Annotated in this window: 19 protein-coding genes and 1 tRNA gene; 5 read left to right on the top strand and 15 right to left on the bottom strand. The window is 60.8% G+C overall.

Going from position 1 to position 19,345, the window contains the following annotated elements; translation table 11 throughout:
- Window positions 1–245 precede the first annotated feature (245 nt).
- From tnpC (F550_RS0105395) to tnpA (F550_RS19555), 6 genes are all read right to left on the bottom strand, one after another.
- Window positions 246–1,790 carry an IS66 family transposase gene (gene tnpC, locus F550_RS0105395; RefSeq protein WP_018147508.1) on the bottom strand — a complete coding sequence of 515 codons (1,545 nt, stop codon included), beginning with the start codon at window positions 1,788–1,790 and terminating at the stop codon, window positions 246–248.
- A gap of 76 nt (window positions 1,791–1,866) precedes the next feature.
- Window positions 1,867–2,220, bottom strand: coding sequence for an IS66 family insertion sequence element accessory protein TnpB (tnpB, locus tag F550_RS0105400; RefSeq protein ID WP_018147509.1), 354 nt, complete (start codon window positions 2,218–2,220; stop codon window positions 1,867–1,869).
- Window positions 2,217–2,864, bottom strand: coding sequence for an IS66-like element accessory protein TnpA (gene tnpA / locus F550_RS0105405; RefSeq protein WP_018147510.1), 648 nt, complete (start codon window positions 2,862–2,864; stop codon window positions 2,217–2,219). The genes tnpB (F550_RS0105400) and tnpA (F550_RS0105405) overlap by 4 nt, the downstream gene beginning before the upstream one ends.
- 103 nt (window positions 2,865–2,967) lie before the next feature.
- Complete coding sequence (gene tnpC / locus F550_RS0105410) at window positions 2,968–4,512, bottom strand: IS66 family transposase (RefSeq protein WP_018147511.1); 1,545 nt, start codon at window positions 4,510–4,512, stop codon at window positions 2,968–2,970.
- A 76-nt stretch (window positions 4,513–4,588) separates the two neighbouring features.
- Window positions 4,589–4,942, bottom strand: a complete 354-nt coding sequence (gene tnpB, locus F550_RS0105415) for an IS66 family insertion sequence element accessory protein TnpB (protein WP_018147512.1) — start codon at window positions 4,940–4,942, stop codon at window positions 4,589–4,591.
- Complete coding sequence (gene tnpA, locus F550_RS19555; RefSeq protein WP_407637644.1) at window positions 4,939–5,499, bottom strand: IS66 family insertion sequence element accessory protein TnpA; 561 nt, start codon at window positions 5,497–5,499, stop codon at window positions 4,939–4,941. The genes tnpB (F550_RS0105415) and tnpA (F550_RS19555) overlap by 4 nt, the downstream gene beginning before the upstream one ends.
- 446 nt (window positions 5,500–5,945) lie before the next feature.
- On the opposite strand from tnpA (F550_RS19555), the gene F550_RS16960 reads away from it, so the two are divergent.
- Entirely contained in the window at window positions 5,946–6,893 is a 948-nt protein-coding gene (locus tag F550_RS16960) for a tyrosine-type recombinase/integrase (protein WP_169332250.1), read from the top strand.
- 95 nt (window positions 6,894–6,988) lie between these two features.
- Here F550_RS16960 and F550_RS0105430 read toward each other — a convergent pair.
- Window positions 6,989–7,064, bottom strand: a tRNA-Lys gene (locus F550_RS0105430).
- 108 nt (window positions 7,065–7,172) lie between these two features.
- Here F550_RS0105430 and F550_RS16965 point away from each other — a divergent pair.
- The gene (locus F550_RS16965) at window positions 7,173–7,847 is read left to right on the top strand and encodes a hypothetical protein (protein ID WP_156807830.1); all 675 of its coding nucleotides are present in this window, start codon (window positions 7,173–7,175) and stop codon (window positions 7,845–7,847) included.
- On the opposite strand, the gene tgt is transcribed toward F550_RS16965, so the two are convergent.
- From tgt to F550_RS0105470, 6 genes are all read right to left on the bottom strand, one after another.
- Window positions 7,792–8,937: a tRNA guanosine(34) transglycosylase Tgt gene (tgt, locus tag F550_RS0105440; protein ID WP_018147516.1), complete on the bottom strand. Its 1,146-nt coding sequence runs from the start codon at window positions 8,935–8,937 to the stop codon at window positions 7,792–7,794. The genes F550_RS16965 and tgt overlap by 56 nt on opposite strands.
- A gap of 84 nt (window positions 8,938–9,021) precedes the next feature.
- On the bottom strand, window positions 9,022–10,074 hold the full coding sequence (queA, locus tag F550_RS0105445; RefSeq protein WP_018147517.1) for a tRNA preQ1(34) S-adenosylmethionine ribosyltransferase-isomerase QueA: 1,053 nt from the start codon (window positions 10,072–10,074) through the stop codon (window positions 9,022–9,024).
- 9 nt (window positions 10,075–10,083) lie between these two features.
- On the bottom strand, window positions 10,084–10,980 hold the full coding sequence (locus tag F550_RS16970) for a peptidylprolyl isomerase (protein WP_018147518.1): 897 nt from the start codon (window positions 10,978–10,980) through the stop codon (window positions 10,084–10,086).
- Window positions 10,977–11,471: a pantetheine-phosphate adenylyltransferase gene (gene coaD, locus F550_RS0105455; RefSeq protein WP_018147519.1), complete on the bottom strand. Its 495-nt coding sequence runs from the start codon at window positions 11,469–11,471 to the stop codon at window positions 10,977–10,979. The genes F550_RS16970 and coaD overlap by 4 nt, the downstream gene beginning before the upstream one ends.
- A 57-nt stretch (window positions 11,472–11,528) precedes the next feature.
- Window positions 11,529–14,264 (bottom strand): DNA gyrase subunit A, encoded by a 2,736-nt coding sequence (gyrA, locus tag F550_RS0105460; protein ID WP_018147520.1) that lies wholly within the window; start codon window positions 14,262–14,264, stop codon window positions 11,529–11,531.
- A 191-nt stretch (window positions 14,265–14,455) separates the two neighbouring features.
- A complete protein-coding gene (locus F550_RS0105470) occupies window positions 14,456–15,691 on the bottom strand; it encodes an acyl-CoA dehydrogenase family protein (protein ID WP_018147521.1) in 1,236 nt (411 codons plus the stop codon).
- A gap of 176 nt (window positions 15,692–15,867) precedes the next feature.
- Here F550_RS0105470 and F550_RS0105475 point away from each other — a divergent pair, with 176 nt between their 5' ends.
- From F550_RS0105475 to F550_RS0105485, 3 genes are read left to right on the top strand one after another with little or no spacing between them, the layout of a single operon-like run.
- Window positions 15,868–16,890 carry a Kelch repeat-containing protein gene (locus F550_RS0105475; RefSeq protein WP_026180593.1) on the top strand — a complete coding sequence of 341 codons (1,023 nt, stop codon included), beginning with the start codon at window positions 15,868–15,870 and terminating at the stop codon, window positions 16,888–16,890.
- Between the two features lie 30 nt (window positions 16,891–16,920).
- Complete coding sequence (locus F550_RS0105480) at window positions 16,921–17,547, top strand: YitT family protein (RefSeq protein WP_018147523.1); 627 nt, start codon at window positions 16,921–16,923, stop codon at window positions 17,545–17,547.
- A gap of 33 nt (window positions 17,548–17,580) precedes the next feature.
- Complete coding sequence (locus tag F550_RS0105485) at window positions 17,581–18,102, top strand: GrpB family protein (protein WP_018147524.1); 522 nt, start codon at window positions 17,581–17,583, stop codon at window positions 18,100–18,102.
- 10 nt (window positions 18,103–18,112) lie between these two features.
- On the opposite strand, the gene F550_RS18440 is transcribed toward F550_RS0105485, so the two are convergent.
- Complete coding sequence (locus tag F550_RS18440; protein ID WP_018147525.1) at window positions 18,113–18,706, bottom strand: hypothetical protein; 594 nt, start codon at window positions 18,704–18,706, stop codon at window positions 18,113–18,115.
- Window positions 18,707–18,765: 59 nt separating this feature from the next.
- Entirely contained in the window at window positions 18,766–19,257 is a 492-nt protein-coding gene (gene ssb, locus F550_RS0105495) for a single-stranded DNA-binding protein (protein WP_018147526.1), read from the bottom strand.
- Window positions 19,258–19,345 lie beyond the last annotated feature (88 nt).

Genomic DNA, 19,345 nt, shown 5'->3' on the forward strand with positions numbered 1-19,345 from the left:
TTGGCTAAACGCTTCAGCTGCAGGTCGTTCACCTCAAAATATTCCCGCTGATTCAAGTCGCTGCGTTTCCATGCCTCGTGAGGGGCCCACCAGAACGCTTCCAGCTCCGCCCGCTTCTCAGGTGACAATCTTGGCATCGGTATCTCCTCTCGGCTTTTGAACACCAGCCGAAAGAGATTGGATGGGCAGCTTCCCGCGCAAGCGTGTCACTACTGGACGCCTACTGATCCGTAAGCGTCCAGTTCTCACACGTCAGCTCGGGAAGCGGCCCAGTTCCAAGGCAGCAGATCATCGATCCGGCTCATCGGATGGCCTTGGCTAAGCCGTTCGAGGACATCGCTCAGATAGGCATGCGGCTCGACGTCATTGAGCTTTGCCGTCGTCAGGAGTGACGCGATGACGGCCCATCTCTGAGCGCCGCCTTCCGAGCCGGCGAACAGGTGCTTCTTGCGTCCCAGCGCGACCGGGCGGATAGCGCGCTCGACGGTGTTGGTGTCAAGTTCGATCCGACCATCCTCAAGGAACAGACTGAGCTGGTCCCAGCGGGTCAGCGCATAGCGGATTGCATCGCCGAGCCCGCTGCGCGGCGGGATGCGCTGGAGCTCGGTTTCCAGCCAGACCTTCATGGCCTTGACCAACGGGCGGGACTTGCGGGTCCGCGCGATCCGGCGCTTCTCCGCACTCTGGCCGCGGATCGAGGCATCGATAGCATAGAGCTCTGCAATCCGCCGCAGCGCTTCAGCCGCGATCGGTGAGCCCGTCGCCTGGTGGACCTCGTAGAACTTGCGCCGCGCATGCGCCCAGCAGGCGGCCAGCGTAATATCGCCACCCGTGGTCAGCCGCTCGAACCCGGCATAGCCATCGACCTGCAGCACACCGCTGAAGTCTTTCAGATGGGCTTGCGGGCGTTCGGCGCGCCGATCCGGGCTGTAGATGTAGACCGCAGCCGGCGGCCCCGGCCCATTCCATGGACGATCATCGCGGGCATAGACCCAGAGCCGGCCGGTGCGTGTGCGCCCCCGGCCAGGATCGAGCACGGGCAGCGGCGTGTCGTCCGCGAACAGCATCTTCGAGCTGAAGACATGGCTTGCGAGCCGCTCATGCAGCGCTTCCAGCCACCAGCTGGCCCCGCCCACCCAGTTGGCAAGCGTTGATCGGTTCAGCTTCACACCCTGGCGGGCAAAGATCTGCGACTGGCGATAGAGCGGCAGGTGATCACAATACTTGCTGACGATGACATGCGCGAGCAGGCCTGGCGTGGCCAGCCCCTTTGCGATCGGGCGTTCTGGGGTGGGCGCCTGGTGGATCGTTCCGCAGCCCCGGCAACCATAACGCGGCCGCTTGATCCGCAGGACCCGCAGCCGCGCCGGGACATGATCCAGCATCTCGCTGACCGTCTCGCCGATGAAGTGCAGCGCACCGCCGCAGCATGGGCAAACGCTGGTTTCGGTCTCGATCGAGACATCCTCGCGTAGCAGGTGATCCGGCAGACTAAACGCGCGGGTGCGGGATGGACGACCATCCGCATCGACACGGAGATCAGGTGCGGCAGCTTCCAAGCGGGCGACATCGCCATCCAGGTCCTCAAGACTGAGCTGGAGCTGGCCGGGGTCGAGCCCTTCAGCCCGGCGGCCGAACTGGCTGCGCTGCAGCGTCTTCACCATCTGGCGCAGCCGCTCGATCTCTGCTCGTGTTTCGGTGCGTTCGCTTTCACGCGCTGCAGCCATGTCGCGGATCATGCGATGCAACACATCCACGTCTTCAGGCAGGGCGGTGAGATCAAGCTCCATGCCCCGGAGCTTACGCTGGAATCAGCGCGCTCCGCACAGCTTTCTGCGGCCTGATTCAATCGGTCGCATCCGTGTGTCAGCCCGCCCGATCAGGACGCCAGCGCTCATCTGGTGATCGCCAGTCGATCCCTTCAAGCAGGACCGAGAGCTGCCGAGCGCTGAGCTTCACCACAGCACCCTGCTCGGTCTGCATCGGCCACAGGAAACCGCCTTTCTCCAGGCGTTTCGAGAAGAGGCAGAGCCCGGTCCCATCCCAGTAGAGGATCTTGATCAGGTTCGCCTTGCGACCGCGGAACGCGAACAGATGGCCCGAGAACGGATCCTGCGCCAGCACGCCCTGAACCAGCATGGCGAGTCCATCTATTCCCTTTCGCATGTCGGTGATCCCCACGGCGAGGTGCACCTTCAGACCTGATGTCGCCAGCATCATGAGAGGTCTGCCTCAAGCAGGCTGACAAGCTGTCGGACACGGTCAGGATCGACATCCTTGTCGAACCGGATCCGACGCCCCCCAACCAGTTCCACCTCTATGCCAGGCGCTCCGCGTTCGATGATTATCGGCGATGGGGCAACCGCTGACGCGACCTCTCCACTCGCGCCATCCTCTACTTCAACACAAAGGAATGTGGGACTGTCCTCTGGCGGAGATAGCTCATTTTTCCAGCGGAACAGCACGCGCTGAGCGATATTGTACCGCCGCGCCACACCGCTGACTGTCGCGCCGGGCTTTTCCGTCTCGGCCACGATGCGGCGCTTGTCTTCAGGACTGAACTGGCGCCTGCCATTTGGTGCATCAGAGCGCGAGGGCAGATATTTCGAAGGCGGCGGAATGTCCTTATCCGTCATATGACCAGTCATATGACTAAGCTGCCCGCCGCGCCGGTAGAGTACCCTTCCGCTGACGCGAGTCTTCTCAGTCTTGAACCGGGCGCGCCAGTTGCCAAACCGCTTCAACGGCAACCCATGCGCTTCGCAATATTCACGCTGATTCAGCGTGCTGCGCATCCAGGCATCGTGATGTGCGCGCCAGAACGCTTTGAGCTCTGTCTGCTTGAGTGTCTTCGGTTTCGCCATAAACATCTCCTCCAACCCGTGCGGATTGCACCGTGGGGAGAAAGATCAGATGCCGCTTCTGGAGGACAAGCGTGTGAGCAATGGACGCGTAAGCGTCCAGTTCTTACACGTCGGCCCGGGAAGCGGCCCAGTTCCAAGGTAGCAGATCGTCGATCCGGCTCATCGGATGGCCTTGGCTGAGACGCTCGAGAACGTCGGTCAGATAGGCATGCGGCTCGACATCATTGAGCTTGGCGGTGGTCAGCAGCGAAGCGATGACGGCCCATCTGTGTGCCCCGCCTTCGGAGCCGGCGAACAGGTGGTTCTTGCGTCCCAGCGCCACCGGGCGGATGGCGCGTTCGACAGTATTTGTGTCGAGGGCGATGCGGCCGTCCTCGAGGAACAGACTGAGCTTATCCCAGCGGGCAAGCGCATATCGGATCGCATCACCAAGCCCGCTGCGCGGCGGGATACGCTGGAGTTCAGTCTCAAGCCAGACCTTCATTGCCCTGACCAGCGGACGCGATTTGCGGGTCCGCGCGATCCGGCGCTTGTCCGCACTCTGGCCACGGATCGAGGCGTCGATGGCATAGAGCTCTGCAATCCGCTGCAACGCTTCGGCCGCGATCGGTGAGCCCGTCGCCTGGTGGACATCGTAGAACTTGCGCCGCGCATGCGCCCAGCAGGCCGCCAGAGTAATATCCCCACCCGCGGTCAGCCGCTCGAACCCGGCATAGCCATCGACCTGCAGCACACCGCTGAAGGCCTTGAGATGGGCTTCCGGACGTTCAGCGCGCCGATCCGGGCTGTAGATGTAAACCGCAGCGGGCGGACCGGGTCCATTCCACGGTCGATCATCGCGGGCATAAACCCAGAGCCGACCTGTTCGGGTGCGCCCGCGGCCCGGATCGAGCACAGGCAGCGGCGTGTCATCGGCGAACAGCATGTTCGAGCTGAAGACATGGTTTGCGAGCCGCTCATGCAGCGCTTCCAGCCACCAGCTGGCCCCGCCCACCCAGTTGGCAAGCGTTGACCGGTTCAGCTTCACACCCTGGCGGGCAAAGATCTGTGACTGGCGGTAGAGCGGCAGGTGATCGCAGTACTTGCTGACGATGACATGCGCGAGCAGGCCTGGCGTAGCGAGCCCCTTCGCGATCGGACGTTCCGGGGCTGATCCCTGGTGGATCTTCCCGCAGCCCCGGCAGCGATAGCGCGGGCGCTTGATCCGCAGGACACGCAGCCGCGCCGGAACATGGTCCAGCATCTCGCTGACCGTCTCGCCGATGAAGTGCAGCGCCCCGCCGCAGCATGGACAGGTGCTGGTCTCGGTGTCGACCGCCACATCCTCGCGCGGAAGATGGTCCGGCAGGCTGAACGCGCGCGTGCGGGCTGGACGATCGCCAGTCTCGACAAGTGTATCTGGCGATGCCGCTTCAAGCCGCGCCACATCACTGTCCAGATCCTCCAGGCCAAGCTGGAGCTGGCCGGGATCAAGTCCCTCGGCCCGGCGGCCGAACTGGCTGCGCTGAAGCGTCTTCACCATCTGGCGCAGCCGCTCGATTTCTGCTCGTGCTTCAGCGCGCTCGCTATGACGTGCCGCAGCCATGTCCCGGATCATGCGATGCAGCACGTCCACATCTTCAGGCAGGGCGGCGAGGTCAAGCTCCATAGCACGGAGTTTACGCTGGAATCAGCGCGCTCCGCACAGCTTTCTGCGGCCTGATTCAATCGGTCGCATCAGCCCCTCAACCTGCTCGGGCGGGACGCCATCGCTCGTCCGGGGATCGCCAGTCGATGCCATCGATCAGCATCGATAACTGGTCCGATGTCAGGACAATCGACTTGCCCGGCTCATTCTCCGATGGCCAGAGGAAGGCGCCATGCTCGAGCCGCTTGATGAACAGGCAGAGCCCGGTACCGTCCCAATAGACAATCTTGATCAGGTTCGCCTTGCGGCCGCGGAACACGAAGAGATGACCTGTGAACGGATCGCGCTTCAGAACCTCCTGAACCATCACCGACAAGCCATCGATCCCCTTGCGCATGTCGGTGTGGCCAACCGCCAGGTGAACGCGCACACCTTCTGGAAGCAAGGTCATGATGCCACCTCAACCGTGACAAAGCGCGGCGTTTCATCGGCGACAGCCAGCTCCTGCTTCCAGCGGAACAGAACACGCGGGGCAACGCCATAGCGACGAGCGACATCGGAGGTGACAGCGCCCGGTCGACATGCTGCCCTGACGATCGCGTTCTTGTCTGCGGCACTGAACTTGCGCCGACGCCCTTCCTGAACAGGCGGGAGGATCGGATCACCATTTGGAGTCGACCGAATATCGGCCGGACGGTCTGACTTAGGACTAAGCCTATGACTTAGCTTATGACTAAGGGTATGACTTAGCTTATGACTAAGGGTATGACTTAGCCTATGACTAAAGCTATGACTTAGGCCCCCGCGGCGATACAGAAGATGTACGGGTTCCGGCCGCGGCTCGCGTTTGAAATGGGCGCGCCAGTTCCCGAAACGCTTCAGCGGCAGGTCGTTCACTTCGCAATATTCGCGTTGATTCAAGTCACTGCGCTTCCACGCTTCGTGATGGGCCCACCAGAACGCTTCCAGCTCCGCACGTTTCTCAGGTGACAATCTCGGCATCGGCATCTCCTCTCGACTTTTGAACACCAGCCGAAAGAGATCGAATGACCGACACCGCGCACAAGCGTGTCACTATTGGACGCTTACATGGACGCTTACAATAATTCCCTGTTATTAGAAATAAATTCCCTGTTCTGCTCCAGAAGAATCCGTGTTCTTATCTTTAGGGAATTTCGGCCTAATACTTTGTAATTTGACAATAATTATAGGGCTTGGGCTGCGCCCTTCCCTGTAAAATTGGTGCATTTCCCTGTAAATCGGCCGTTATCAGGGAATTCTCACATCCCAACAGCATATCCACCTCCGTTGTTGCCGACCTTGAAGTTGACTTCTCCGCGCCCGCATCGCTTGCATGAAACACTGTTTAATAAGCGATTTTTGGAGAATTGATGGCTCACGGAAAGAATACCCAGATCGATCACAGAGCACCGCAAAGAACGCGAGAGCCAACGATGCATGACCTCTTCAAGCGATACGAGAGGGACTTCCTGCCGAGACTGGCAAAAACCGGTCAGCGAGATGCCAGACGATATTTCGACGTCTGGATACTCCCAGAGCTGGGCTCAAAGAAGATCACTGATGTCACCTTCGCCGATTGCGAACTCATCCACCGCAAGGCCTCAGAGCGCACGCCAACCACCGCGAACCGGATAATCGCAACACTTCGCCGTTGCCTGAACCTCGCGGTTCGTTGGGGCTGGATAGACCGTAATCCAGCAATAGGCGTCGAACTGAATTGCGAAAACCAGCGGGATCGATTTCTCAACGCCAATGAGCTGGATCGTCTTCTGAACGCCCTTGATCGACACCCACAGCAGGACTCAGCGGATGCCATAAAGCTCATGTTGTTCACGGGTTGCCGTCGAAGCGAGGCGCTCAGTGCGAGATGGGAGCAGTTTGACGAAAATTTGAAGGTGTGGACAAAGCCCGCCTCTGGCACGAAGCAAAGGCGCAGACACCGCGTACCTATTTCGAAGTCGGTTGCGTCCCTGTTACGCGTTCGCAAATCCAAGCTGGAAGGCAGGGAGACACCCTATGTTTTTCCCTCAAGAACGGGAAGGGCTCTGAAGGAAGTCCGCCGAACCTGGGCCCGCGTTCTGAAAGAGGCGGAAATTGAAGGTTTTCGCCTGCACGACCTTCGGCACACGTTCGCCAGTCTCGCGGTTTCGAACGGAAACAGTTTGCCTGTTATTGGCGCTTTGCTTGGCCATACGCAGACCCAGACGACGGCCCGCTATGCCCACCTCTACGACGCTCCGCTTCTTGATGCGGCCGAACAGGTCTCCGACGCGATTACCCGCCGCTCGGGAAGCGCAAGGCGAAACCAGCGATCAAAGGCTACGCTGCTGCGGTCGAAACCTGCGCGCGTGAAAGCCAGATCTGCCAGCCTCAAAAACTGATGTCCGGGAATTCAGAAGGTCCGCAATCAGGCTCTCGATCCCGGTCCTGTCGTTAAGAAGACAAGCCCGCAACATCCGAATTACTTAAAGAAAAATGGTACGCCCAACAGGATTCGAACCTGTGACCTACTGATTAAAAGTCAGTTGCTCTACCAACTGAGCTATGGGCGCGCCGAAGCGTGGTTCCTAGTCGAGAGCCGGGGCGAGGTCAACGCACTGAAACGCCCTAATTGCAGGTCGGTTTGCGCCACGATTCTGCCGACATGCTGGTGTGTAGTCGTGATCATGAAATCTAATGCGTCGCTTCTCTTTATATCTGCTGCGATCCTGCTTTGCGGATGCGCCAGCAAACCGGCCACGAAAGCGGTCTCGCAGACGCGCGCGGGCCTGACCGATGCAGCCCTTTCGCCGCTTGAAGACCTCAACCTTCGCAAGGATGAAGTCCCCGCCGTGCTTGCCAGCATCCGCAACCCCTACAATGTCGATAAAGAGATGGCGTGCAGCGACATCGAGGCGGAGATAAAAGCACTTGATACGGTCCTACCTCCAGATTGGGATGTCCTCACCGAGGAGGAACAGACCAGCCTCTCTGACCGGGCCGCCGACACAGCCTCGGACGGCGTCCTTGGCGTTGTGGCGTCGGAAGCGCGCGAGCTTATCCCCTACCGGGGCTGGGTGCGTCGGCTCAGCGGCGCGAACAGTCACGACAGGAAGCTTCGTGCAGCTTTCGACCGGGGCGCGGCCCGCCGTACCTATCTGAAGGCGATCGGTCGCACGAAGGGATGCGGGGGTATCCCGCCGCCTGTCTTCGCCGATGAGCGATCGCCGCAGGTCGACTATCGCGGAGATGCGCCCTCCACCCGCAAGACGCCGCCCGACACGTCGGGGCCGCTTGATCTCAGGCAGCCGGCGCCGTCCGGGGCGACGACTTCGTCGCAGCCCAACGCTGACTAAGCTCTGCCCGCAAGGGCTCTAAGCGGTTTTGCGCGATGGCAAGCCGCAGTTCAGCCATCAGGGCCTGAAAGAAGGCCGTGTTGTGCCAGGAGAGGATCATCGACCCGAGATACTCGCCTGACTTGATCAGATGGTGAAGGTAGGCCTTGGTGTAGTCCTGGCTTGCAGGTGACGGGACGCCCAGATCGAGCGGCGTCTGATCCTCAGCGAAGCGCGCATTCTTCAGATTGATTGGCCCGTCCCATGTCCAGGCCTGCCCATGGCGACCCGCGCGCGTTGGCAGGACACAATCAAACATGTCGATGCCCCGCGCCACGCTCTCGACGAGGTCGATGGGTTTGCCGACGCCCATGACATAGCGTGGTTTTTCATCGGGCAGATGCGGCATGGTCATGTCGATCGTCGCGCACATTTGGTCATGCCCTTCGCCGACAGCGAGCCCGCCCAGCGCAATGCCGCCAAAGCCTTGCGCCACCACACCCTTCGCAGACTGCTCACGCAGATCCGGGAAGTTCGAGCCCTGCACAATCCCGAACAGAGTCTGATTATCCCGCTCCCCAAAGGCCTCCAGGCTGCGAGTACCCCAGTCGAGGGACAGGACAAGCGAACGCTCGGCCTCTTCATGCGTGCACGGAAAATCGGTGCACTCATCAAGCTGCATGGAGATATCAGCGCCCAGCAGGTCCGCCTGAATCTCAATGCTGCGCGCAGGGGTCAGCCGGTGCTCCGATCCGTCGATATGGCTTCTGAAGGTGACCCCGTCGGCGTCCATCTTGCGAAGCTGCGACAGCGACCAGACCTGAAAGCCGCCACTATCGGTCAGCATGGGGCCCTTCCAGCCAGAGAACTCATGCAGGCCGCCGAGGCGCTTCACGCGCTCAGCGCCCGGCCGCAGCATGAGGTGATAGGTATTGCCCAGAATGATTTCTGCGCCGGCCTGCTCAACCTGATCCATGTACATGGCTTTCACGGTTGCGGCGGTGCCAACTGGCATGAAAGCGGGCGTGCGAATTTCTCCGCGCGGTGTTTTCAGGACGCCTGTGCGTGCCTTGCCTTCCCGGGCCTTTATCTCAAATGGAAATGTCGCCATGGGCGGCATGTGAACGAAACAGGATCGGGTGACAAGAACTCAGATGCGGTCGCGCCGAACTCCTCGCTGAAGGGTCCGCCCTCTTCACGGCAAAAGCAGGCACGCATCCCCGTAGGAATAGAAGCGGTAGTTCTCTTTGATGGCATGGGCATAAGCCGCCTGCATGATGTCGGTACCCATCAAGGCGCAGACCAGCATGAAAAGCGAGCTCTCCGGCAGATGGAAATTGGTGACCAGCGCGTCGGTCGCCTGCAGCCTGTCGCCTGGTTTCAGAAAGATATCCGTCGGTCCTAGCGTCGCGACGATCTCGCCATCCTGCACAGAGCTTTCAAGCGTCCGCAGCGCGGTTGTCCCGACCGGCACGATCCGCCCGCCCTTTGCGCGCACGTTGTTCAGCCGCTCAGCTGCCTCAGGACTGACCCGGCGCCATTCCTCATGCAGGCGCCCGCTTGTGAGCTGGCTTTCCTGCAGCGGCGAGAAGGTGCCGAGCCCGACATGCAGGCGGACCCACTCGCTCTCGATGCGTGCCGCCTCGACGTCTGCGCGCAAACGCTGCGTGAAATGCAGGCCAGCCGTCGGCGCAGCGACCGATTGCGCCTCATCGCCAGCAAAGCTCGTCTGATAGGTCTCCCGGTCCTTTGCATCCGCGGCCCGTCGGCGTGCAATATAGGGCGGCAGCGGCATCGCACCGAAGGCGTCCAACGCCTCATCAAGTGCATCACCCGACAGGTTGAAGCGGAGCAGCAGGTCCGCGCCGTCGCCCTTGGAGGCAACCACAGCTTCGAACCCGTCGCCAAACTGGATCGTATCGCCGGGTTTCAGCCGCTTGCCGGGCCGGGCCAGTGCGCGCCAGCTATCTGGCCCAGCGCGCTCAACAAGGTTGGCATCCACGGCGACGTCCGACCCCATCTCGTCACGCGCCGGACGAACGCCTTTCAGGGCTGCGGGAATAACGCGCGTATCGTTGAAAATCAGCGTATCGCCCGCTGAAAGATATCGCGGCAGGTCTCTCACGCCGGCATCCTCAAGACGCCCATCGCCATGCACGACGAGCAGGCGTGCGGCGTCCTGCGGCTCGACCGGCCGAAGCGCGATCAGCTCTTCAGGGAGATCGAAAGCAAAGGCGGAAAGATCCACCCTCCCCTCCTATTCGGAAACGACCGCCGGAACGCGCATGACATCGCAGATATCGGTCTCGGCTTCGTCGGCGGCGGCAAGGCGGGCCGTCCATTCCTCGGTATCGGTACGCTGAACATAGACTTGCGGACGCTCACCCTCTGGCAGGTCGCTGACCATATGTGCGCGCTCCAGACGGTCCGGATTGCTGATCGGCGTGCCGCTGCCGCCTGGTCCGTGCTTGATCGCCCGGACAACCTCGAACCCGTCAACGACGCGGCCCCATGCGGTGTACTGCTTGTCCAGATGATCGGCCTGGTGGCGCATCAGGAAGAACTGGCTGTTGGCCGAATTTGGATCGTTGGTGCGCGCGGTCGAGACAATACCCGGGCAGTGTGGGACCCAGCGTTCGACGCTTGCATCACCAGTTAGCTCAGCGAGGAACTGCGCCTGCGTCGCCATCGGAAAGCCCATATAGAGACCCTGCGTCGCGGTATCAATTGGGCCGATCACATTCATGTTCATCTCAGCGGGCATGGCGCGGAAGGTGAACTCTCCGTTCACATTAGGCAGGCCAGAGCCTTCGCCATTCATCGCGCGGATATCGCCGCCTTGCGCCATGAAATCATCGATCACTCGGTGAAACGGCGTGCCGTCCCATTTGCCTTCGCTGGCGATGGTCCGAAACTGCGTGGCGTGAGCGGGCGCCGCCTCCGGCAGAATTTCGATAATGATGCGGCCCTTTGTGGTCTCCATAACCATAAGGTTTTCCGGATCAGCCTCACGCCAGGCGTCAGGGGCCGCTTCAACATCTTCCAGCGTATAGGACGGCGCCTCTGTCTCTGCCGCGTTGTCCTGCGCGCAGGCCGTTGCCCCAGCAAGGCCAGCCAGAACCAGTGCGCTTACCGTCGATCTTGCAAATTTCACTTATACTTCTCCAGAAGCTTTTCCTTCACGCTTGGCGTTACGAAGGAAGTAATATCGCCCCCAAATCGCGCAATCTCTTTGACGAGACGCGAAGCCACCGCCTGATGCTGGACATCCGCCATGAGGAAGACGGTCTCGATCTCGCGGTTCAGCTGCTCATTCATCGCCGTCATCTGAAATTCGTATTCGAAATCCGATACTGCACGCAGGCCGCGAATAATGACGTGGGCCCCGCAGGTTTCAGCAAAATGCATCAGCAGATTGTTGAAGGGCAGAACCTCGATCTCGACATTGCGCGGATTGTTCAGCTTCGCGGTCTCTTCAGTGACAATGGCGGTGCGCTCATCGAGAGAGAAAAGTGGTTTCTTCTCTTCATTGACGGCGACACCCACAATGAGCTTATCGACCAGTTTCAGACCACGGGCGATAATATCGAGATGGCCCGCCGTAATGGGGTCGAAAGTCCCCGGATAAAGCCCGACACGTTGCATGGGAACTCTCCTCGCCTGCGGCAGTCACTACAGATACAGCTGGCCCTGCGGGGCCGTTTATTCGTCTTCTGTATCGTCTTCGCTGTCTTCTACAAGACGTGCCACCGAAACAACCCGCTCACCCTCATTGGTCCGAAGCACCCAGACACCCGATGTGGCGCGGCCAGCAATGCGAATCTGATCAACGCGTGTCCGGATCAGCTGACCGGCATTTGTTGCCAGCATCACCTGGTCATTGTCATCGACACTGAAGGATTGCGCGATCTGCTTGACCGGCCCCTTCTTCTTGTCGGAGCCCCAGATATTGTGGGCCACAAGGCCTTTACCGCCGCGCCCTGTGACGCGGTAGTCATAGGACGAGGTCCGTTTGCCCATGCCGTCATCGGCGATGGTCAGGATGAACTCCTCGGCCGCGCCCATCTCGACGATACGATCGGTGGACAGCGACACGTCTTCCTCGGTGCCATCATCATCATCGTCCGTGATCGCTTCGCCTTCATCCTCATCTTCGCCGGAAATAGCGCGGCGTTTGGCCGCTTCCTGCTTCATGAAGGCACGCGCCTCAGCGGAGCTGAAATCGATATGGTGCAGGATGCCGAGCGAGATAACCTCGTCGCCCTTGTCCAGCCTGATGCCGCGCACACCGGTCGAGTTACGACCTGCGAACACACGAACATCGTCGACGCGGAACCGGATACATTTGCCGAGGACCGTCGTCAGCATGACATCCTGCTGCTCTGTGCAGATACGCACAGACACGATTCCGTCGCCTTCATCGAGCTTCATGGCGATCTTGCCATTGCGGTTCACTCGCGTGAAATCGCTGAGCTTGTTGCGCCGGACGGTGCCCGAACGCGTCGCAAACATCAGGTCGAGCTCTTCACGCGCCGCCTCATCATCTGGCAGCGGCATGACGCTCTCGATGCGCTCATCCTTTGCCAGCGGGAAGATATTGACCAGCGCCTTGCCGCGCGCCTGCGGGGAGCCGATCGGCAGGCGCCAGACCTTTTCCTTGTAGACCATGCCTTCGGAACTGAAGAACAGGATTTCGGTATGCGTGTTCGCCGTGAACAGCCGCGTCACGAAATCCTCGTCCTTCATCGACATACCGGAACGGCCTTTGCCGCCGCGATGCTGCGTCCGATAGGTCGAGAGAGGCACGCGCTTGACGTAGCCGCCATGCGTAACCGTCACGACCATGTCTTCGCGCTCGATCAGGTCTTCATCATCCATGTCGGCGTCGACGAAAGTGAACTCGGACCGGCGTGGCACAGCGAACTTGGTCTTCACCTCGTTCAGCTCACCGCGAATGATGTCCTGAATGCGCGGGCGCGAACGGAGGATGTCGAGATAGTCGGCAATCTTGTCCGAAAGGCCTTTGGCTTCGGTCCCGATCTCGTCGCGGCCGAGGCCCGTGAGGCGGGAGAGTTGCAGGGCGAGGATGGAGCGCGCCTGCTCATCGGAAAGATAGATCGTCTCGCCTTCACCGCGGCGCGTCCGCCTGTCGGCGATCAGCTCAAGCAGAGGCCCCATGTCCATGATCGGCCAGGCTTTCGCCAGCAGCTGCTCACGGGCCGAGTTCGGGTCTGGAGCGCTCCGGATAATCCGGATCACTTCGTCAATGTTCGCGACAGCCAGCGCGAGACCAACCAATACGTGCGCACGGTCGCGCGCCTTGTTCAGCTCGAACTTGGTGCGCCGGGCGACCACTTCCTCACGGAACTGGATAAAGGCCTGCAGCACCTGGCGTAGGTTGAGCTGCTCTGGACGGCCACCGTTCAGCGCCAGCATGTTGACCGGGAACGAGGTCTGAAGCGGCGAATAGCGGAAAAGCTGGTTCAGTACGATTTCCGGGCTCGCATCCTTTTTGATCTCGACGACGACGCGAATGCCCTGACGGTCAGACTCGTCGCGCAGATCCGCGATGCCTTCAATGCGCTTGTCGCGCACAAGCTCGGCGATCTTCTGGACCATCGTCGCCTTGTTCACCTGATACGGAATTTCCGAGACGATGATCGCCTGACGACCGGATTTTACATCCTCGATCTCGGTACGCGCTCGCATCATGACCGACGCCCTGCCCTCAAGCAGCGCCTTGCGCGAGCTGGCATGACCAAGGATCAGGCCGCCGGTTGGAAAGTCCGGGCCAGGAACGAGTTCGAGAAGGGCTTCATCATCGATACCCGGCTCATCGATCATGGCCAGCGTCGCGTCGATGACCTCACCCAGATTGTGCGGCGGAATGTTCGTCGCCATGCCGACGGCAATACCGCCGCCGCCATTGACCAGCAGGTTCGGATATTGCGCCGGCAGCACCATCGGCTCCTGCTGGACGCCGTCATAGGTGTCCTGGAACTGGACCGTGTCCTTGTCGATGTCGGCAAGCAGATATTGCGCCGCCTTGGTCATCCGCGATTCGGTATAACGCATCGCAGCTGGCGGATCATTGTCGATCGAGCCGAAATTGCCCTGCCCGTCGACCAGCGTCAGACCCATGGAGAAAGGCTGCGCCATGCGCACAAGCGCATCATAGATCGCGCTGTCGCCATGCGGGTGGAAGTTACCCATCACGGCGCCGACGATGTTCGCGGACTTCTTGTACGCCTTGTCCGGCGTGTTGCCGTTGACATGCATCGCGTAAAGAATGCGCCGGTGCACGGGCTTCAGGCCATCGCGGACATCAGGCAGCGCACGGCTGACGATCACGCTCATGGCATAATCGAGATAAGAGCGCTTCAGCTCATCCTCGATATCGACCGGGTCGATCCCGGCCTCATGCGGTGGTTCTGGCATTTCTGGGTCTTCTGGCGGAGTGGTCTCGTCGCTCACGGGCTTTAGGCCTCTTTGTCTACTTTCGCGGTGGCGTCGAATCGCCCGCTATCATTGGCGTACAGACTAGCAAACGCGGCCTCCATACACAAACGGGAGCGCCGCATTTAAGCAGCGCCCCCGAAAGGCAATTTTCAGCCCAGAAACCCCTTTGGTTACAGCAGGTCACCGCCCGCAGCAGCGGCCGTGGTGCCATCCTTCTTGAACGCCTTGATGACGTTCTTGCCCGTGATCCACTTATGGACCTCATCCGGGCCGTCGACGAGGCGCTGGGAGCGGATATGCGTGTACCAGGCAGCAAGCGGCGTATCGAGCGAATAGCCAAGCGCGCCGTGCAGCTGGATCGCCGTATCGACCACCTTGTGAACCATGTTCGCGAGGAAGACCTTTGCGATGCCGTTTTCCTGGCGAAGGTCCATGCCGTTCTCGGCCTTGTAGGCGATATGCATCAGCATCAGGCGCGCGATGTAGAGCTCGCTCGCACATTCCGCCAGCATGAACTGGACGCCCTGGCGGTCCTCCAGCCCCTTGCCGAATGTCGAGCGGCTGGTGACCCGTTCCGTGGCAAGATCCAGCGCCCGCTGCGCCATGGCGACATTGTGCATGCCGTGGCGAAGGCGCCCATAAGCGAGCCTGTGCTGGCCCATGGCAAAGCCCTTTCCCTCACCGCCGAGCAGATTCTCCTGCGGGACGCGCAGGTTTTCGATCTTCACCTCGGCGTGGCCACCGCCCATGATTTCATAGAGCGGGCCATGCACGGCCATGGTCGGGATATCGCGAACGATATTGTAGCCCTCATTGGGCAGCTCGACGATGAAGGTCGAAAACTGCTCATGGCGCGGGGCTTCCGGATTGGTCTTGGCCATAACGACCGCGATGTCGGCGACGCTGGCCGCGCTCGAATACCACTTCTCACCGTTCAGGACGTAATGGCTGTTGCCGTCCTTCTCAGCGCGGGTCTGCATCCCCGTCGCGTCAGCACCCGCAGCCTTTTCCGTCATGGAATAGCAGACACGCTTTTCACCGTTCAGGATCGGCTTCAGGAATTTCTCTTTCTGATGATCGGTACCATGCGCCAGCAGCGTCAGCATGGTCGCATCATCGGGCCCTTGCGAGTTCATCGACAGCGCGCCGAGGTGGCTCTGTCCGAGCTCCATCTGCACCAGCGCATTGGCAAGCGGGCCGAGGCCCATGCCGCCATGCTCTTCGGGAATGAAGGGCAGCCAGAGGCCCTGCTTGCGCGCTTTCGTACGCAGCTCATTCAGAACCGTCTTGTAGTCCTCGCCGTCGGTCAGGCGTTTCTCTGCCGGAATGCACTCATCCTGCACCCACTGGCGAACCTTCTCACGGACCTTCTTTGCGTCTTCTGGAATCGTAAAATCGATAGACATGTTTCACTCCCTCATCTCTGCGTTCCCATCAGGCTAGAAGCGAATTTCGCCCCTGCACAGGCCTCACGCAGCGTCGCTTAAGCATCGCCTCGAGTGATATTCGCGGCGCTTACGCTTCGGCTTTGCCTCTCGCTCGGCTCTGACTATGGTCCCCCGGGAAGAGAGGAGCCTGCCAGATGAGATTTTCCCCGACACGCCGCCAGTCGCTTCAATTGCTGGCCGCCGGCCTTGCCGCAGGCTGTACCGTGCGGCCCGCCATGGGCGAAGGCAACGCCGACGCCGCTGGCTGGCACGACGGCCCCGCGCTCCCTTTCCCGGTCCAGGAAATTTATCCCTGCCTTCACGCTGGGCGCGTCCATCTTGCTGGCGGCTTTGTCGCCGAAGATGGCACCATCACGGGGCCGACAGACGCCCATCACGCCCTCGACCCGGCCACCGGCATCTGGCAACCGCTTGCGCGCCTGCCTGTTGCACGCCACCACCCACAGCTCGTCAGCCTCAATGGCACGCTCCATTGCATTGGCGGGTTTGAGGCCGATCCAGAAGGCGCGTGGCGCATGCAGCGAACGGCCTGGCGCTATGATGAAGCTGGCGACGAGTGGCTGACCGCCTCCGCCCTCCCCGTTCCGAATGGCGAAAGCACGGCGGGCATCATTTCCGGGACGCTCTATCTCGCGGGCGGCCGGCAGCCATCCGGCCTCAGGAATCTCGCCTGGAACGACCATAGGGATGTCGACACACTGCTCGGCTTTGATGGCGCAACTTGGGAACAGCTTGCCCCAGTGCCGACCGCGCGCAACAGCGCGGCAGGCGGCGTGATCGATGGCCGCCTCCATGTGGTGGCGGGGCGAACGGTGGATGGCGGCAATACCGCCGTCCATGAAGCCTATGATCCGGGCACGGATCGCTGGGAACGCCTCGCTCCAATGCCGGGCGCGCAGGCCGGGCTCGCCAGCGGTGTTGTGGACGGGAAACTCTACACATTCGGCGGCGAGTGGTTCGAAAATGGCGGCGGCGTCTATTCGGACGCGTGGGCCTATGATCCACAGGCCGATCGCTGGGCATCTATCGCCGACATGCCAAAGCCTCGCCACGGGCTTGGCGGCCTCACCATAGGCGACGACATCTACCTGATCGGAGGTGCCCTGGAACGCGGCGGCAACCGCACCAGCGCGGCTGTCGAGATCTATACGCCTTGACGCCGCCCTGCCCCCGCGCAATGAGCGGCCATGTCCGACACACCTGAAACCGAAGCGCCGATCGTCCAGCACAAATGGTATGAGGACGTCCAAGCGCTCATCCTCGGCACATTGCTGCTGAGCTTCGGCGTGATCCTCTACAGTGAAGCGATGCTGATCACCGGCGGCGTCGCAGGCACCAGCCTGCTAGTTGAGTTCGGCACCTCGCTCACCTTCGGGCCGGTCTTCTTTATCCTGAACCTGCCTTTCTTTGCGCTCTCCATCCTTCGCATGGGATGGGCCTTCACGATCCGGACATTCATCTCTGTGGCGCTTGTCTCTGCGCAGACCCGGCTTCTGCCAATGTGGGTCGATTTCAGCTTCCTGGAGCCTGCCTATGCCGCCGTCGCAGGCGCTGCGATGATGGGGATCGGCCTTGTCGTCCTTCTGCGCCACCGCGCAGGTATTGGCGGGGTGACCATCCTCTCCCAATTCCTGCAGGACCGGGGCATCATTCGGGCCGGCCTGTTCCAGTTGATCGTTGACCTGATCATCCTCATCGTGGCGCTCTTCCTGCTGCCGCTGAAACTGGTCGCACTCTCAATTGTCGGGGCGTTCGTTCTGAACCTGACAGTCGCCATCAACCACAGGCCCGGCCGCTACCGGGGCATGAGCTAGGCGCGAAATTCACCATGCGTTACGGTGAGAGCCATGACGGATGACATCGAAATCGTTGACTATGACCCAAACTGGCCAGCGGCTTTCAGGCTGGAGCGAGAGAGGCTGTACGGTGCCCTCGCCGGCGAGAATATTCTCGAACTTTTCCATTTCGGCAGCACAGCCATCAAAGAAATGCCCGCCAAGCCCATCATCGATATCCTGATCGTCGTTCCGGATTTGGATTTAGCGAAAGAGGCGCTACCCCAAAAGCTGGATTGGATCGGCTACGACTACTGGGCTGACAATCCGAAGACAGACCGCCTCTTTTTCGTCCGTGGCATGCCGCCCCGCGGCCAAAGGCGCACCCATCACGTGCACGTCAGTGAACCGGATGGCGAGATGCGTCAGCGTTTGATTTTCCTGGATTACCTCAATGCCCACCCTGAAGAAGCGCGCCAGTATGCAAGTCTCAAACAACGGCTGGCAGCGCGGTACCGGCACGACCGGGAAGCCTACACCCTCGCCAAGCACGACTTCATCGAGCGCATCATGATGCTCGCGGGTCCGGGCTGAATACGCTTGATTACTGAGGCTCGCCGACGTCTTTATTCACGGGGCGCGGGCGCAAATCGCTCATCTCGATATGCCATTTGCGTTCCTCCGTTGAGGCGCCGGGCACATCATTGACCCGGCTGAGCAGCAGCGGGCCTTCCATCCGGTAGGGGTCGCCATTCTCCAGCTCACCCGTCATGGTCACAGGCACTTCGTAGTAAAGCGTCCCGGCTGCACCTTCCTCGCGCGCTTCGCCAAAGCTGATATCGATCGTGCGATACTTGCTGAACGCGACCTCGAACTCTTCGGCATCGAGACCGCTTGCCGCCCCACTTTCACCCCAGACTTGCCGGGCGGTTTCCCAGTCACGTGCTTCGAGCGCATCGGCCCAGCGCTGTGCAGCGTCAGCCGGGCTGCCAGCATCCACCGGCGGCATGGTTTCATCAACGGGCGCTTCGTCAGCGCTAGAAGCACCGTCTTCATCGATTGCCGTATCGACAAGCGAAGCCTCGTCGCTGCCCGCGCGTGCGTCAGGCCCGGTTGCGTCCCGGCCAGAAGATGAACCTGCGTCACCGCAAGCAACCAGCGCAAGGCAGGCAAAAGGTATTAGGCTGTATTTCAGCATGTCGGTGAAGCTCCCATCAGACCGGACCTAAACGGCTAGCTGACAGAGGCGTTCCCCGACTAGAACGGGATCTCGTCTTCGAAGTCCTGATTGAAATCCTGAGGGGGGCCGTCGAGCTGGCGCGGCCCGCCGCCGCCACCACCATAGTTGCCACCGCCCGAGCGACCGCCACCACCGCCGCCGCCGCCCTGGCCACCGCCAGCGCTGTCCAGCATGGTCAACGTGCCATCAAAGCCCTGAAGCACGATCTCGGTCGAATACCGATCGGCGCCGCTCTGATCCTGCCATTTGCGGGTCTGGAGCTTGCCTTCGACGTAAACCTTGGAGCCCTTTTTGAGGTATTGCTGCGCAATCCGCACCAGACCTTCGGAAAAGATGGCCACCTGGTGCCACTCGGTCTTCTCCCGGCGCTCGCCTGTATTCTTGTCCTTCCAGGTCTCAGATGTAGCGATCCGCAGATTGCAGACCTGGCCGCCATTCTGGAACTGGCGCACTTCGGGGTCTGCCCCGAGATTGCCGATGATAATTACTTTGTTCACTGAGCCAGCCATGTCGCGCTCCAATCATTTCGCCGTCGAATCCAGTTTCGGGGTGTAATACGTCACTTGGCGCCTGTCGCCCTCGCACCCCATATTTCCA

The organism is Henriciella marina DSM 19595, from assembly GCF_000376805.1.
Taxonomy (GTDB): domain Bacteria; phylum Pseudomonadota; class Alphaproteobacteria; order Caulobacterales; family Hyphomonadaceae; genus Henriciella; species Henriciella marina.